We start from the raw sequence: 15,619 nt of genomic DNA on the forward strand, positions 1-15,619 counted from the left end.
TTGAATAAGGGGCATTATGTCAGCACTCATGAATGACCGGTTCCTGCGCGCACTCCAGCGCCAGCCGGTGGATCGCACACCGGTCTGGATGATGCGCCAGGCAGGGCGTTACCTGCCGGAGTACCGGGCGACTCGCGCCAAGGCCGGCGATTTCATGAGTCTGTGTCGGAATGCCGAACTCGCCTGTGAGGTGACGCTGCAGCCCCTCGAGCGGTATCCATTGGATGCCGCCATCCTGTTTTCCGACATCCTGACCATTCCGGACGCGATGGGGCTGGGCCTGTATTTCGAGACGGGCGAAGGTCCCAAGTTCCGTCATACGGTGCGTTCTGCAGCCGACGTCGAAGCGTTGCCTACCCTGACGGCGGACACCGATCTGGACTACGTGGTCTCTGCGGTGGCCACCATTCGCAAGGCCCTGAACGGCAGCGTGCCGTTGATCGGGTTCTCCGGCAGTCCGTGGACGCTGGCCACCTATATGGTCGAAGGCGGCTCCTCCAAGGACTTCCGCGAAGCCAAACGGTTGCTCTACAGCGAACCGGCGGTGATGCATGCGCTGCTCGGCAAGTTGGCGGATGCGGTGACCGACTACCTCAATGCCCAGATTCGTGCCGGCGCCCAGGCCGTGCAGATTTTTGACACCTGGGGTGGCGTGCTACCGAGTTGGGCCTACACCGAGTTCTCACTGGCCTACATGAAACAGATCGTGGACGGCCTGATCCGCGAGCACGAAGGCCGCCACGTGCCGGTCATCCTGTTCACCAAGAACGGTGGGCAGTGGCTGGAATCGATGGCGGAGTCCGGTGCTGACGCCCTGGGTCTGGACTGGACCACGGACATTCGCGAGGCCCGTGCCCGGGTCGGCGACCGTGTTGCGCTGCAGGGCAATATGGACCCGACCATGCTGTATGCACCGCCTGAGCGGATTCGCGAAGAAGTGGCGCACATCCTGGCGCGTTTCGGCGAGGGATCCGGCCATATCTTCAACCTGGGGCATGGCATCACGCCGGATGTCGATCCGAGCCACGCGGATGCCTTCATTCGCGCGGTCTGCGAGCTGAGTCCGCCTTACCATGGCGGCAAGTAGCTCGCGATTAATACGATCGGGTTGGTTGCCCCCGTATGCGGGGCTATAGTGATAGGTGGGCGTCGATGAAGCGAACGTTGAAGTGCTTCAGCGGCCCATGCCATTGCTTGCAATAACAAGAGACTGTCACGGTGAGCCAATCGACTGAACGTCGCCGCTTTGAACGCATCCTGTTCGATGCACCCTGCGATATCCACGCCGGAGAGGACGTCTGGCACAGTGAAGTGCTGGATATCTCCATGAAAGGCGTGCTGGTGCGCCGTCCCGAAAACTGGACGGCCAAGCTGAAGCATCCGTTCGAAATCACCATCCATCTGAACGATCTGGACAGCGGTATTGTCATGGCCGTGGCGTTACGCCATGTGGAAGGTGACCATCTGGGCTTCCAATGCCAGTACATCGACCTGGACAGTGCCTCTCATCTCAAGCGTCTGGTCGAGCTCAATCTGGGCGACCCGTCGTTGCTGGATCGAGAACTGCGTCACCTGATCGAGAGGGACTGAGCACTCGCTGTAGTCAGTTGGCGAGCTCGAGCAGGGCGTCCAGGGCTTCGCTCAGCTTGGTCACCGCGATGACCCGCATGTTTTCCATCGGCTTGCGCGGCACGTTCGTCTTGGGCACCACGGCGCGAGTGAAGCCGTGCTTGGCGGCTTCGTAGATGCGTTCCTGGCCGCTGGGCACCGGGCGGATTTCGCCGGACAGACCCACCTCGCCGAAAATCACCAGATCCTGTGGTAATGCCTTGTCCCGGAATGAGGACACGATCGCCGCCAGGATGGCCAGGTCGGCGCTGGTTTCGCTGACTTTGACGCCGCCCACCACGTTGACGAACACGTCCTGATCGGCCACGTGCATGCCGCCATGGCGATGCAGCACGGCCAGCAACATGGCCAGTCGGTTCTGGTCGGTGCCGACGGCAACCCGTCTTGGGTAGCTGCCTTGCGACAAGTCCACCAGCGCCTGGACCTCCACCAGCATCGGGCGGGTACCTTCCCAGACCACCATGACCACGCTGCCGGGCGCGGCATCCTCCCCGCGATTAAGGAAAATGGCACTGGGGTTTTTCACCTCTTTCAGGCCCTGTTCCAGCATGGCGAATACCCCCAGCTCGTTGACCGCCCCGAAGCGGTTCTTGATGCCGCGCAGGGTGCGGAAACGGCTGTCGCTGGAGCCTTCCAGCAGGATCGAACAGTCGATCATGTGTTCCAGCACTTTCGGGCCGGCGAGGCTGCCGTCCTTGGTGACGTGGCCCACCAAAAACAGGATGGTGCCGGTCTGCTTGGCAAAGCGGGTCAGGTAGGCGGCGCTTTCCCGAACCTGGGACACGCTGCCCGGCGCGGATTCAACGTCGCTGACGTGCATCACCTGGATCGAGTCCACCACCAGGATGCGGGGCTTTTCCGTTTCGGCCACCTGGATGATGCGCTCGACACTCGTTTCGGACAGCATCTTGAGGTCACTGGTCGGGACGCCCAGGCGCTTGGCCCGCAGGGCCACCTGCTGCATGGATTCCTCACCGGTGACGTAGAGCGCCGGGTACTGGCCGGCCAGGTTGCACACCGTCTGCAGCAACAGGGTACTTTTGCCTGCCCCGGGATGGCCGCCCATCAGAATCGCCGAGCCTTCCACGAGACCGCCGCCCAGCACCCGGTCCAGCTCTTTCATGCCGGAGCTGATGCGGGATTGTTCGGTCAGGCTGACCGAATCCAGCGACTGGACGCCGGACAGGCTGCCGGCAAAGCCCTCGAAGCGTGATCCCCGATTGCCGCCGCCGCTCGAGCTGCTGACGCCGCGGACTTCGCTGATGGTGTTCCAGGCGGAGCAGGCGGAACACTGGCCCTGCCACTTGGAGTAATCCGCACCGCATTCGGTGCACACGTAGGCGGTCTTGGTCTTGGCCATGGTTGCTCGATCGTCGGGGAAAGGGGAGGGCAGCCGGTCGGGCGACCGGCTGCCGGCGCTGGGATCAGGCCAGCTTCTTGTACTTCATGCGCTGGGGCACCATCGCGGAGTCGCCCTTGCGCTGCTTGTGGTCTTCGTCGTATTCGGTGAAGTTGCCTTCGAAGAATACGGCTTCACTGTCGCCCTCAAAGGCGAGAATGTGGGTGGCCACACGGTCCAGGAACCAGCGGTCGTGCGAGATCACCAGCGCGGCGCCTGGGAAATTGAGCAGCGCCTCTTCCAGTGCCCGCAGGGTTTCCACGTCCAGGTCGTTGGTCGGTTCGTCCAGCAGGAGGACGTTGCCGCCTTCCTTCAGCAGCTTGGCCAGGTGCAGTCGGTTCCGCTCGCCGCCGGACAGGTCGCCGACCCGCTTCTGCTGGTCGCTGCCCTTGAAGTTGAAACGGCCCACGTAGGCGCGGGACGGCGTCTGGTAGTTGCCCACCTGGATGATGTCCTGGCCGTCGCTCAGCTCTTCCCAGACGGTCTTGTCGCCGTCCAGGTCGCGCATCTGATCGACGTAGGCCAACTTGACGGTTTCACCAACGGTGATGGTGCCGGCATCCGGCTGGTCCACGCCGGCGATCATGCGGAACAGGGTGGATTTACCCGCACCGTTACCCCCGATGATGCCGACAATGGCGCCCGGCGGTACCCGGAAGTCCAGGTTTTCATAGAGCAGGCGACCTTCAAAGGCCTTGCTCACGCCGTCGACCTCGATCACCTTGTCGCCCAGGCGCGGTCCGGGCGGAATGTACAGTTCGTTGGTCTCGTTGCGCTTCTGGAAATCCTGGGAGCTCATTTCCTCGAAGCGGGCCAGACGGGCCTTGCTCTTGGACTGGCGGCCCTTGGCGTTGCTGCGCACCCACTCCAGCTCGTGCTTGATGGTCTTCTGGCGGGCCACTTCCTGCTTGGCTTCGATTTCCAGCCGCTTCTCCTTGGCTTCCAGCCATTGGCTGTAGTTGCCTTCGAAGGGAATGCCCTGGCCGCGGTCCAGTTCCAGGATCCAGCCGGCGACGTTGTCGAGGAAGTAACGATCGTGAGTGATTGCCACTACGGTACCGCTGAAGTCGTGCAGGAAGCGCTCCAGCCACGCCACGGATTCGGCATCCAGGTGGTTGGTGGGCTCGTCCAGCAGCAGCATGTCCGGGCTGGACAGCAGCAGGCGGCACAGGGCGACACGGCGGCGCTCACCACCGGACAGGTTGGCGACCTTGGCGTCCCAGGCCGGCAGGCGCAGGGCATCGGCGGCGACTTCCAGCTTGCGTTCGATGTCGTGGCCGTCGGCGGCCTGGATGAAGCTTTCCAGCTCACCCTGCTTCTTGGCCAGGGCATCGAAGTCCGCATCCGGCTCGGCATAGGCGGCATAGACCTGGTCCAGTTCCGCCAGGGCGTCGTGAACACCGGAAACCGCTTCGTCGACGATTTCCTTCACGGTCTTGCTGTCGTCCAGTTCCGGCTCCTGCGGCAGGTAACCGACGTTGATGCCGGGCTGCGGACGGGCTTCGCCGATGTAGTCCTGGTCGATGCCAGCCATGATGCGCAGCAGCGTCGACTTACCGGCGCCGTTCAGACCCAGCACGCCGATCTTGGCGCCGGGGAAGAAGCTCAGGGAAATATCCTTGAGGATTTCGCGCTTGGGCGGGACGACTTTGCCCACGCGATTCATGGTGTAGACGTATTGAGCCATTTTTAGGCAGTGTCCTCTGGTTGAATTGGGGACGGCCGGGGTGTGGATAACCGCGTCGGGACCCCGGAAAAGATCAGTTCTAGAAGGCGTACTACGGTAGCGAAACGGGGTGGTTTTGGCAATTCGGCAAGGCCTGTAACGTCGCCCGCGAAAAACCCGTATCATGCGGGTTAAAAGATGATTTAAGGCGGGCTTTTGGGCTAGAATACGGGCCCTCCAAATTTCTGATCAGCCATACAGGGGCAGCGCATCCATGTTTAACCGTGATATGAAAATCGCCGGCTTCGATGATGATGTCTGGAACGCCATCCAGGCGGAGACCGAACGGCAGGAAGCTCACATCGAGCTGATTGCGTCCGAGAACTACACCAGCCCGCGAGTCATGGAAGCGCAGGGCAGCGTCCTGACCAACAAATACGCTGAAGGCTATCCCGGCAAGCGTTACTACGGCGGCTGTGAGCACGTCGATGTGGTCGAGGAACTGGCCATCGAACGCGCCAAGAAGCTGTTCGGCGCCGCGTACGCCAACGTCCAGCCGCACTCTGGCTCCCAGGCGAACAGCGCCGTGTACATGGCGCTGGTCAAGCCGGGCGACACCGTGCTGGGTATGAGCCTGGCCCACGGCGGCCACCTGACCCACGGGGCTTCCGTCAACTTCTCCGGCAAGATCTACAAGGCTGTCCAGTATGGCCTGAACCCGGAAACCGGTCTGATCGACTACGACGAAGTCGAGCGTCTGGCTGACGAGCACAAACCGAAGATGATCGTGGCCGGCTTCTCCGCGTACTCGCAGCACCTGGATTTTGCCCGCTTCCGTGCGATTGCGGACAAGGTCGGCGCCTACCTGTTCGTGGATATGGCCCACGTAGCCGGCCTGGTCGCCGCCGGCGTCTATCCGGACCCGATGCCGCACGCCCACGTGGTCGCCACCACCACCCACAAAACCCTGCGCGGTCCTCGTGGTGGTCTGATCCTGGCTTGTGCCGACGAAGACATCCAGAAGAAGCTGAACTCTGCCGTCTTCCCGGGTGGCCAGGGTGGTCCGCTGATGCACGTCATCGCCGCCAAGGCCGTGTGCTTCAAGGAAGCCATGGGCGATGAGTTCCGGGACTACCAGAAGCAGGTCATCAAGAACGCCCAGGCGATGGCGAGCGTCTTCGTCGAGCGCGGTTTCGATGTGGTCTCCGGCGGCACCGAGAACCACCTGTTCCTGCTGAGCCTGATCAAGCAGGATATCACCGGTAAGGACGCGGATGCCGCGCTGGGCAAGGCGCACATCACCGTCAACAAGAACGCGGTGCCCAACGACCCGCGTTCGCCGTTTGTCACGTCCGGTCTGCGCATCGGGACTCCGGCAGTCACTACCCGTGGTTTCGGTGAAGGTGAGTGCCGTGACCTGGCCGGCTGGATCTGTGACATTCTGGACGACCTGGACAACGAGTCGACCATCAACCGCGTACGCGAACAGGTCGAAGATCTGTGCAAGCGTTTCCCGGTGTACGCCGGCTGAGCGTCGACACACTGAGCGGGCGCCCGTTGGCGCCCTGATGGGCTGGGAGTAGCCACCATGCATTGTCCGTTTTGCGGCGAAGCAGACACCAAGGTTATCGATTCGCGACTGGTTGCCGAGGGCGACCAGGTGCGGCGTCGCCGTGAGTGCCTGTCCTGCAAGGAGCGGTTCACGACGTTCGAGTCGGCGGAACTGGTCATGCCCCGCGTGGTCAAGCAGGACGGCACGCGCCAGCCTTTCGATGAGGACAAGCTGCGCTCCGGCATCATGAAAGCGCTGGAGAAGCGGCCGGTCAGTATCGAGGAAATTGAAGCGTCGCTGAACCGCATCAAGTTCCGGCTGCGTGCCCGGGGCGAGCGAGAGATCAAATCCATGGAGTTGGGTGAGGAGGTGATGACCGAACTGCGCCAACTGGATCAGGTCGCTTACGTCCGCTTTGCCTCCGTCTATCGCAGTTTCCAGGATATCAACGAATTCAAGGAAGAGATTGAACGTCTGACCGTCCACATGGGCGACAAGGCGGACGCGGTCGATGTCGCCAAAGCGCTGACGGCGCCCGACAAATCCAAAGACTGAAGGGCCGCTGCATTGAACTCCCATGATGAGCAGGCCCGGACCGACGCCGCCATGATGGCCCGTGCCATTCAGCTGGCCTGGCGTGGGCGTTTCTCCACCCATCCCAATCCTCGTGTGGGCTGTGTCATCTGCGTAGGCGACGACGTCGTCGGTGAGGGATGGCATGAGCGGGCCGGCGAACCCCACGCCGAAGTACATGCCCTGCGCGCTGCCGGCGAGCGGGCCCGCGGGGCCACGGCCTATGTCACACTTGAGCCCTGCAGTCATTACGGGCGCACGCCGCCCTGTGCCGATGCATTGGTGAAAGCCGGTTTGAGCCGGGTCGTGGTGGCCATGACGGACCCCAATCCCGCGGTGGCCGGGCGCGGCCTCAAGCGGTTGCGCGACGCCGGTATCGAGGTGGTGGAAGGCGTCCTGTCTGCCGAAGCCGAATCGCTCAACCCGGGCTACCTGTACCGGATGCGCAGCGGCCGGCCGCTTTTCCGGGTGAAAGTGGCGGCCAGTCTGGATGGGCGGACCGCCATGGCTTCGGGTGAAAGCCAATGGATCACCGGGCCCGCTGCCCGCCGTGACGTCCAGCGCCTGCGTGCCATGAGCGATGCCATACTGACCGGCGTGGGGACGATCCTCGCCGATGACCCATCGCTGACGGTGCGTCCCGATGAAATGGGCGATCTGCACGACGCCGTGCCTCCGGGGCCGCAGCCACAGCGGATTATCCTCGACAGCCAGCTGCGAACGCCGCCGACCGCACGGGTGCTGACCACCGGTCCGGTCTGGATTTTCTGCGGCGAGGCGGTGGCCGATAGCGAGGCAGCTCGCGAACTGACCGCCCGTGGTGCGCGTATACAACCGCTGCCGGACGGTTCTGGTCGACTGAATCTGTTGGATGTCGCCCGGGCTGTTGCCGAGGCCGGCATCAATGAGGTTCTGGTGGAAGCCGGACCGACGCTGGCCGGCGCCGTGGTGGCGGCGCAACTGGCGGATGAATTCTGGCTGTACCAGGCGCCGGTGTTCCTGGGCAGTGACGGTCGACCGACCGTGGACTTGCCACTGGCCCGGATGGCCGACCGCAAATTCTGGAAGGTCCGTGACCGTCGCCAGATCGGTGATGATCTACGCTTGATCCTGACGCCGGCCACTGTGGTTGCCTGAGGCCGCGCAGTGGCCGGCGTCGGGTGACCGTGACCTGTTTTCTGAGCAAAGGGTGCAATCTGTTATGGCACTGAACACGATCGAAGAGATTATTGAGGACATTCGTCAGGGCAAGATGGTCATCCTGATGGACGACGAGGACCGGGAAAACGAAGGCGATCTGGTGATGGCGGCGGAATTCTGCACGCCGGAGGCCATCAACTTCATGGCCCGCCACGGTCGCGGCCTGATCTGCATGCCCATGACGCGCCAGCGTTGCGAACAGCTGGACCTGCCGCTGATGGTGCAGAAGAACGCGTCCGGCTTCGGCACGAAATTCACGCTGTCGATCGAGGCGGCGGAAGGCGTCAGTACCGGTATTTCTGCGGCCGATCGTGCGCGCACCGTGCTCGCGGCTGCGGCGAAAGATGCAAAGCCCTCTGACATCGTGCAGCCGGGCCATATCTTTCCGCTGATGAGCGATCCCGGCGGCGTACTGAGCCGGGCCGGGCATACCGAGGCGTCCTGTGATCTGGCGGCCCTGGCGGGTGCTGAACCGACTGGCGTGATCTGTGAAATCATGAACGACGACGGTTCCATGGCCCGCCGCGAGGATCTGGAAACCTTTGCCCAGGAGCATGGCCTGAAAATCGGCACCATCGCCGACCTGATCCACTACCGTACCCTGCACGAGCGCACCATCGAGTGCATCGAGGAGCACGAGCTGGATACGGAGTACGGCGTATTCCAGCTGCACACCTATCGTGACACCATTCAGGGCGGCACCCACCTGGCGCTGACCATGGGTAACGTGCAGGAAGGTGAGCCGGTCCTGGTGCGAGTCCATATCACCGACACCCTGCGCGATCTGCTGGGCGCACGGCGCACCGGTTCCCACAGCTGGCCCCTGCACCGGGCGCTTGAGAAAGTGGGCGCGGAAGGCCGCGGTGTCGTGGTCATCCTGAACAGCGGCGAAGACAGCTACAATCTGGACGACCGCATTCACGAATTTTTTGACGAAGGGCCCCGATCGGCCGCCAAGGGCAGTTCCGGTGTCTACTTTACCGTCGGCACAGGCTCCCAGATCCTGCGTGATCTGGGCGTTGGTAAAATGCGCCTGCTGAGTGCGCCGATCAAGTTCTCCGCGATTTCCGGCTTCGACCTGGAAGTAGTGGAATACCTGCCCTTCAACCCATAAACCGCCGGCGTCCGTGGTGACGGGTCCGGGAAACAGGAGTTAGACATGTCTGGAATCAAGACGCTGGAAGGTGATTTCACCCAGTGCAGCGGGCGTTATGCGCTCGTCGTTGGCCGCTTCAATGCGTTCGTCGTAGAAAGTCTGGTCGACGGCGCGATCGACACGCTGCGCCGCTATGGCATCGCGGAGAGCGATATCACGGTCGTCCGGGTGCCCGGCGCCTATGAAATGCCGCTGGCGGTCAAGCGGGTGGCTGAAACCGGCGAGTACGATGCGATCATCGCCCTGGGTGCCGTGATTCGTGGCGGTACGCCGCATTTCGATTATGTGGCCGGTGAGGCCTCCAGCGGTCTGGGTGCGGTCAGTCTGGACACCAACGTGCCGGTGGCCTTTGGCGTATTAACCGTCGATTCCATCGAACAGGCGATTGAGCGTTCCGGCACCAAGGCCGGTAACAAGGGCGCTGAAGCCGCCGTGACCGCGCTGGAAATGGTCAGCCTGTTCAAGAAGATAGGTGAGTGATGAGCGACCAGGAACCAACCGCGCCGGAAAGCCCCGGCAGCAGCGCCCCGAAAGCCGGTGAGCGCCGCCGTGCCCGTGCCCTCGTGATGCAGGCGCTCTACCATCGCCATTATTCGAAGAGCTCGATCAGTGACATCGAGGCGGAATTCATGGTGGACAACGACATGTCCAAGGTGGACTCCGCCTATTTCCGGGATCTGCTGCGCGGCATCCACCGCGAACAGGGCGATCTGGACCGCACCTTCGAACCGTTCCTCGACCGGCCGCTGGGTGAGGTGGATCCGATCGAGCTGGCGATCCTGCGCCTGGGTACCTACGAGCTCAAGCATCGCATCGACGTTCCCTACCGAGTGGTGATCAACGAAGGCATCGAGCTGGCCAAGCGCTTTGGCGGCACCGAAGGCCACAAGTTCGTCAACAGCGTGCTCGACAAGCTGAGTCGGCGCCTGCGACTGGCAGAGACCCGGCCACGCTGATCCGGCCGGGTCACTGGAGTTGATGATGGGCGAGTTCGAGCTGATCCGGCAGTATTTCCAGCCGGTAGCCCAGCGCACATTGCATCCGGATGTGGAGCTTGGAATCGGCGATGACTGCGCGATTCAGCGCATCGAGCCGGGTCAGGTTCTGGTGTTTTCGATGGACACGCTGGTGGACGGCATCCACTTTCCCAGTGGGTATGCCCCGGACCGGCTTGCCCGGCGCGCCCTGGCCGTGGCGGCCAGTGATCTTGCCGCGATGGGTGCTGAGCCGGTGTGCTTCACACTGGGACTCACGTTGCCAGAGGCGAATCCCGACTGGCTGGATCCGTTTGCCGCAGCGCTGGCGCAAGCCGCTGAGGATTTCGGTCTGTCGCTGGCCGGCGGCGATACTACCCGCGGACCCCTGACCTTGACACTCCAGGTGCATGGCTCCGTGCCGGATGGCCAGGCGTTGTTGCGCAGCGGCGCCCGGCCTGGCGACCTGGTGGCGGTCTCCGGCACCCTGGGGGATGCCGCCGCAGCCCTCGGCTATTTGAATGAGTCCGCTCCCGGCGAACAGCAGCAAGCACTTCTGCAAAAATATCATCAGCCAGAGCCCCGCCTGGATTTGGGGTGGGCCCTGCGTGGTCGTGCCAGTGCGGCGATCGATATCTCCGACGGCCTGATGGCCGATTTGGGGCACATTCTGCAGGCCTCCGGTTGTGGCGCCGTCATCGATGCCGCCCGAATTCCGTTGTCTCCCGCCTTGAACGCATTAGCCGGCGAGCGGGCGATCAGCCATGCGTTGCGGGGCGGTGACGACTATGAACTATGCTTTACGCTGCCTGCCCGACACTGGGATGCAGTGAAACAGAAAAGTCCCGTTCCCGTTCAGGTGATCGGGGAAATCGTTGCCGAGCCGGGCCTGACACTGACGAACGCCGACCAGGACGCGTCTCCGCTGCGGTCCGGTTATGAGCATTTCGGAGTCGCCAATGACTGATCCCTCGTTGCCCGAGGAGCCAGAACAGATCGAGCCCTTACTGCCACCGCATTTCCTGCGAGATCCGGTGCATCTGCTCGCGTTTGGTTTTGGGAGTGGCGCCATCAACCGGGCGCCGGGAACCTGGGGCAGTCTGGCCGCCATTCCGCTCTACTGGCTGCTGTTCTGGCTGCCGGGCCCGATGTACTGGGTTGCTGTTGCCGGGTTTTTCCTGCTCGGCATCTGGCTTTGCGGCAAAACGGCCGAGGATCTCAAGGTCCATGACCACGGTGGGATCGTCTGGGATGAATTTGTGGGCATGTGGATCGTTCTCGGGCTGCATCCACAGACACTGGAAGGAGTCCTGATCGCTTTCGTCGCGTTCCGTTTCTTCGACGTGCTCAAGCCCTGGCCGATCAGTTGGATCGACCGGCATACGCCCGGCGGGCTTGGCATCATGATCGACGACGTGATCGCCGGATTTATGGCGATGGCGCTGGTCTATGTGGTCGATCAGACGCTGATACCGTTTGCCCTTTAAAGCGGTGTTGACGGGTCAGTGCATGTCTTCGGGCAGCAGGCTGACCACATGCAGGAAGCGCCGCAAACCGGTTTCCGCCCGGTCGCGGGAGGCGAAAGGACCGCTGTCAAAACCTTCCCTGGTGGTGAAGTACCATTGGCCGCCGACGCAGAAGAAGCGACTGCTGCGAAAGGGCACCGGGCCGGCTTCACCCGTGCGATTGTTGGTGTCCATCTGGCGTCTCCCTAACCCTCCGGTTGCGTCTTCTCGTTATTGTGTAATGGATGCCGATTCATTCAATTTAATGCAAATGGGTCCGATTTCAATCAAAAGTTTGCGCCCGGGACGACAGGGGGTTGCCGGGGACAGGTTGTCGTCTTGCGCTCGGCAGAGGCAATCGTCAAAATGCCCCTTCGGCCGCCGCGCCTCTGGCGGGCCCCGGCCTTCCTTCACTGAATTACTATCGCGAGGTTTTCATGGCATCTGGTCAGAACGGACAGGGATTTTTCACGTGTTTGAAGCTAATGGCCGCACTGTTCGCCGTTGTCGCCATGGCGGGCTGCAGTACGAGCTCTTTCAAGCAGGTGCAAACCTGGGAAGGTCCTGAAGCGCAGCCGGGTCAGGTTGCCTTGTTGCACAAGCCCGGTTCTGTGCAGATCGTGTCCGTAAATGGCCAGGATATGGCCAACTACCTGACGGATGACCTGGAACTGACCTACCAGCTGCTGCCGGGCCAGAACACGGTGGTGTTCACCTACAAGACGATCTGGGCCAAGCAGGGTGTCGTGGATAATGGCGAGTCCAAGGTGCACGTGGTTGAGACGGATCCGCAGCAGGTCGTGATCAATGCCCGCGCTGGTGAGTCCTACCATTTTGTTCTGCCCAAGGCTGAAACCCGCAGCGAAGCGGAGCGTATCCGCCAGAACTTCCAGGCCAAGGTGGTGAATGAGCAGGATCGTCAGGTGGCGGTGTCCTCTGAGGTGGTGAAGCAAACACCGCAATTGCCGACGTTGCCGGGTGCTCCGCAGACAGCGGCTTCTGCAACCGCTGGAGCGGCTGCCGGTGCCGCAACGGCATCACCTTCGGCGACGCCGGCGGTGCCATCGGCGGCGAATAACCTGCCGACACTCGAGGGTCTCAAGGTTCTCTGGGAGCGTGCCTCCACTGACGAAAAGAAAGACTTCCTGCGCTGGGCGTTCCAGTAAGGGTTTCAGGAAGCGAAAAACCGGGCCTTGGCCCGGTTTTTTTATGCCGGTGAGCCTGGATCGGGCCCCGCTGATTGCGGGGGAGTCAATCGCGGAGCTTGCGAATGGATTTCTGGATGGCCCCTTCAATCAGGTGCAGGGTGTCGTCCAGCAGGGTCGAGCCGTGACCCGAACGTTCCAGCTCAGGCGGCATTTCGGACGGCAGAGTCTCCGCCGCCGTTTCGATCGCCTGCAGGCTGTCCTCCACCAGGTCCACCAAACGATGACCGTCCGGCACCACATCCGGGCACAGCGTGAAGTTGAGAGTCAGTTGACCTTCATAGCTGACGGCCACGATGACCAGGCCCATGCTGTCGAACAGCGGCGCGGAGTTGTATTGGTGGCTGAGTCGGGCGCCCTGCAGGTACAGCGGCACCTGCGGCCCCGGCACGTTGGTGATGGGGACGTTAAATACCGGCTGATAACGCTGGGCCAGTTGCAATTCGCTGTAGAGCCGCGCGGAAAGCGCAAGCATGGTTGACGGCACCAGTTCGGTCAGGCGGTCCGCGGCGATGGCTTCCTGGTAAGGTTCGGAGGCAACGGCATTCCAGTGGATGCGCCGGATTCGAGAGGCCGGGCAGGGCTGGTCAGTGGCCAGGTCGAGCAGCATGGCCGACATCTGGTTCCCCGTTGGGCGGCGCAGGCTTTTGGAGCGCACCGACACCGGCGTCATGGCCACCAGCGAGCGGGTCAGGTCGGCGCCATGTTCTTCCATGTAGCGACGCAGCACTTCGGCGCACAAGCCCAGGACGACATCGTTGAGGGTCACGTCCCCGATGGACGCCTTGATGCTCTTCAGGCGCGACAGGGGCAGGCTTTTGCCGAGGATCTGCCGGTTACCCGTGATCTGCCGGTTGAACGGACTGTGGGGCGCCGAGAATAGCGGCAGTGGCAAGGGCAACTTGCGCAGCTGTTTCTGGATCATGCCGCGGGTGGTTGCCTCGACGGCGTTGGCCGCCAGCGACGCGATGCGGAACGGCTTGCGCAGGAGATTGGTACCGACCTGGAACAGTGCGCGCTGCTCACTGGGTGCGGGGCGCGGGTGCCAGGGTTGTGGCGGGCGAATCGGGTCGGGCGTGGGGCTGTATTCCAGCAGTTTGCCCATGATTTCCTCACCGCTGAAGGCGTCGATGGCCGCATGGTGCAGCCGGACGATCAGGGCGAAGCCGCGGGCCTCCGCGCCTTCTTCCGGCGCGCCGGGTGTGCGCAGGCCATCCACGAACGTGATGTGCCAGAGTGGGCGATCCCGTTTCAGGGGCTCCTGCAGAATGCGCGAAGCGAGGGCCATCAGGCTGTCCTGGTCGTTGCGGGCCCCCATCTTCACGTACGCCAGGTGGCGTTCGATCGAGAAATTGGCATCGTCGACCCAGTAGGGGTGGCCCAGGCGAAACGGAATGGGCTGCAGCTTTTCCCGGAAAAAGGGCACCACATGGAGCCGGCTGCGCAGATAGGACACGAAAGTGCTGAACGAGAGAGGTTTCTGGCAATCCTGGCCATCGAAGATGTAAATGCCGCCGATGTGCATCGGTGCGGTGTCGGACTCCAGGTAAAGGAAAGAGGCATCCAGTTCGGACAACTGCCGCATGAAAAACTCCCTGCGTTAACGGCCTGACAAGAAAAAATCGACGCGAGGCCATTTTGCGCTGCCCGCCTGATGGCGTCGAGTGTCATTGCGGGCTTTTTTATGGGCCTGTGAGGCCTTTCCGCTCATTCTACTGGGTGTGGGGGTCGATCCATCGGCTGAACTGGTTGGGTTGGGACAGCCGGTCCCAGAACCACTTGAGCGCGTTGCCCTGGCAGACCCGTTCTCCGGTCTGGCTTTCCTGATGTCGGACCAGGTGGAGGACGACGGGTTGTCTTACGGCTTCCACGTCAATGGCGACCAGTTCGCCGCTGGCCAGCAGGTCACGCACCCTGGGTTCGGGGAGCCAGCCGACGCCCAGCCCGGCAGCCTGGGCCTGTATTTTCTGCTCGATGTTGCTGACGGTGATCGTACGCTGGCGGGAGAAAATGCCGGCGGTGGCCGGTTGCATGTGACGCGCGGTGTCGGCGGCCACTATGGCGGGGAAGCGGGCGATGGTGTCCTCGCCGATGGGCCCGGACTCGCGGGTCAGCGGGTGATCCGGAGACACGGCATAGGTAAACGGCACCTGGCCCAGAATGCGCGTGGTGAAGGGGCCGGCCGGACGACTGACCGAGTCGGCGCCAAAGACCAGGTCGACGCGCCGGCATTGCAATGCGTCCCAGGCGCCGGCAAACACCTCTTCCACCAACTGGATCTCCACCGGCACGCCCAGCGCCTGAAAATCCTGGACGACCGGGAACAGGGCCTCGACAGGCAGTAGCGAGTTCACCGCAATCTTGATCCGGGTTTCCCAGCCCTGGGCGATCTGCTTGGTCGCGTGCGCCAGCGTATCGGCGGCGTCCAGCAGGGCCCGGCCTTCCTCGAGCAGGTAGTGCCCGGCCGGCGTCAGTTTGGCCCGGTGTCCGGAGCGGTCGAAAATCTCGATGTCCAGGTCGTCTTCCAGCTTCTGAACGGTGTAGCTGATGGCCGAGGGCACCCGGAACAGCTCCGTCGCCGCGCCGGCAAAACTGCCCCGGCGGTCGATGGCGTCGAGGACCTTGAGAGCGTCGATCGTAATGGCGTTATGCATGTTCAGTCATTCTGATGGAGTTGGCCAGAAATCATCGTTTGAGTGGCGGTTAGTGTAGCCGTAGTCTTTGGGGTAGAGCCAGCGTTAAGGCTTGCGAGCCGACAAC

General features: G+C 62.6%; 16 protein-coding genes. 11 read left to right on the top strand and 5 right to left on the bottom strand.

The features are described 5' to 3' along the window. Window positions 1-16: 16 nt before the first annotated feature. Both hemE and JL474_RS21005 read left to right on the top strand, forming a co-directional pair. Window positions 17-1,087 (top strand): uroporphyrinogen decarboxylase, encoded by a 1,071-nt coding sequence (hemE, locus tag JL474_RS21000; protein ID WP_203143922.1) that lies wholly within the window; start codon window positions 17-19, stop codon window positions 1,085-1,087. Window positions 1,088-1,218: 131 nt separating this feature from the next. Beyond that, entirely contained in the window at window positions 1,219-1,590 is a 372-nt protein-coding gene (locus tag JL474_RS21005) for a PilZ domain-containing protein (RefSeq protein ID WP_203143925.1), read from the top strand. A 13-nt stretch (window positions 1,591-1,603) separates the two neighbouring features. Here JL474_RS21005 and radA read toward each other — a convergent pair whose 3' ends face one another. After that, a complete protein-coding gene (gene radA, locus JL474_RS21010; RefSeq protein WP_203143927.1) occupies window positions 1,604-2,989 on the bottom strand; it encodes a DNA repair protein RadA in 1,386 nt (461 codons plus the stop codon). 64 nt (window positions 2,990-3,053) lie between these two features. Further along, window positions 3,054-4,715 carry an energy-dependent translational throttle protein EttA gene (gene ettA, locus JL474_RS21015; RefSeq protein ID WP_123634187.1) on the bottom strand — a complete coding sequence of 554 codons (1,662 nt, stop codon included), beginning with the start codon at window positions 4,713-4,715 and terminating at the stop codon, window positions 3,054-3,056. A gap of 253 nt (window positions 4,716-4,968) precedes the next feature. Between ettA and glyA the strand changes: the two genes are divergently transcribed. The 8 genes from glyA to JL474_RS21055 all read left to right on the top strand — a co-directional run bounded on the left by glyA (window position 4,969) and on the right by JL474_RS21055 (window position 11,636). Then, window positions 4,969-6,225 (top strand): serine hydroxymethyltransferase, encoded by a 1,257-nt coding sequence (gene glyA, locus JL474_RS21020; protein ID WP_203143929.1) that lies wholly within the window; start codon window positions 4,969-4,971, stop codon window positions 6,223-6,225. A 57-nt stretch (window positions 6,226-6,282) separates the two neighbouring features. Continuing rightward, window positions 6,283-6,801: a transcriptional regulator NrdR gene (gene nrdR, locus JL474_RS21025; RefSeq protein WP_123634189.1), complete on the top strand. Its 519-nt coding sequence runs from the start codon at window positions 6,283-6,285 to the stop codon at window positions 6,799-6,801. Window positions 6,802-6,852: 51 nt separating this feature from the next. Next, window positions 6,853-7,956, top strand: coding sequence for a bifunctional diaminohydroxyphosphoribosylaminopyrimidine deaminase/5-amino-6-(5-phosphoribosylamino)uracil reductase RibD (gene ribD, locus JL474_RS21030; RefSeq protein ID WP_203143994.1), 1,104 nt, complete (start codon window positions 6,853-6,855; stop codon window positions 7,954-7,956). Between the two features lie 64 nt (window positions 7,957-8,020). Further along, window positions 8,021-9,133 (top strand): bifunctional 3,4-dihydroxy-2-butanone-4-phosphate synthase/GTP cyclohydrolase II, encoded by a 1,113-nt coding sequence (gene ribBA / locus JL474_RS21035; protein WP_123634190.1) that lies wholly within the window; start codon window positions 8,021-8,023, stop codon window positions 9,131-9,133. 45 nt (window positions 9,134-9,178) lie between these two features. After that, window positions 9,179-9,655 carry a 6,7-dimethyl-8-ribityllumazine synthase gene (gene ribH / locus JL474_RS21040; protein WP_123634191.1) on the top strand — a complete coding sequence of 159 codons (477 nt, stop codon included), beginning with the start codon at window positions 9,179-9,181 and terminating at the stop codon, window positions 9,653-9,655. Further along, entirely contained in the window at window positions 9,655-10,131 is a 477-nt protein-coding gene (nusB, locus tag JL474_RS21045; RefSeq protein WP_203143931.1) for a transcription antitermination factor NusB, read from the top strand. Before ribH ends, nusB begins: the two co-directional genes overlap by 1 nt. Before the next feature lie 25 nt (window positions 10,132-10,156). Further along, window positions 10,157-11,116, top strand: coding sequence for a thiamine-phosphate kinase (thiL, locus tag JL474_RS21050; RefSeq protein ID WP_203143933.1), 960 nt, complete (start codon window positions 10,157-10,159; stop codon window positions 11,114-11,116). Beyond that, complete coding sequence (locus JL474_RS21055) at window positions 11,109-11,636, top strand: phosphatidylglycerophosphatase A family protein (RefSeq protein ID WP_123634193.1); 528 nt, start codon at window positions 11,109-11,111, stop codon at window positions 11,634-11,636. The genes thiL and JL474_RS21055 overlap by 8 nt, the downstream gene beginning before the upstream one ends. Before the next feature lie 15 nt (window positions 11,637-11,651). Here JL474_RS21055 and JL474_RS21060 read toward each other — a convergent pair whose 3' ends face one another. Next, on the bottom strand, window positions 11,652-11,849 hold the full coding sequence (locus JL474_RS21060; RefSeq protein ID WP_123634194.1) for a DUF6316 family protein: 198 nt from the start codon (window positions 11,847-11,849) through the stop codon (window positions 11,652-11,654). A gap of 290 nt (window positions 11,850-12,139) precedes the next feature. Here JL474_RS21060 and JL474_RS21065 point away from each other — a divergent pair, with 290 nt between their 5' ends. Beyond that, the gene (locus tag JL474_RS21065; protein WP_203143935.1) at window positions 12,140-12,820 is read left to right on the top strand and encodes a DUF2057 family protein; all 681 of its coding nucleotides are present in this window, start codon (window positions 12,140-12,142) and stop codon (window positions 12,818-12,820) included. 85 nt (window positions 12,821-12,905) lie between these two features. Here the strand turns inward: JL474_RS21065 and JL474_RS21070 are convergent, their stop codons facing one another. Together JL474_RS21070 and JL474_RS21075 are read right to left on the bottom strand one after the other, a co-directional pair. After that, window positions 12,906-14,444, bottom strand: a complete 1,539-nt coding sequence (locus tag JL474_RS21070) for a WS/DGAT/MGAT family O-acyltransferase (RefSeq protein WP_203143937.1) — start codon at window positions 14,442-14,444, stop codon at window positions 12,906-12,908. A gap of 127 nt (window positions 14,445-14,571) precedes the next feature. Beyond that, on the bottom strand, window positions 14,572-15,513 hold the full coding sequence (locus tag JL474_RS21075) for a LysR family transcriptional regulator (RefSeq protein ID WP_203143938.1): 942 nt from the start codon (window positions 15,511-15,513) through the stop codon (window positions 14,572-14,574). Between the last annotated feature and the right edge of the window lie 106 nt (window positions 15,514-15,619).

It is taken from the genome of Marinobacter mangrovi (assembly GCF_016798325.1).
GTDB lineage: Bacteria > Pseudomonadota > Gammaproteobacteria > Pseudomonadales > Oleiphilaceae > Marinobacter_A > Marinobacter_A mangrovi.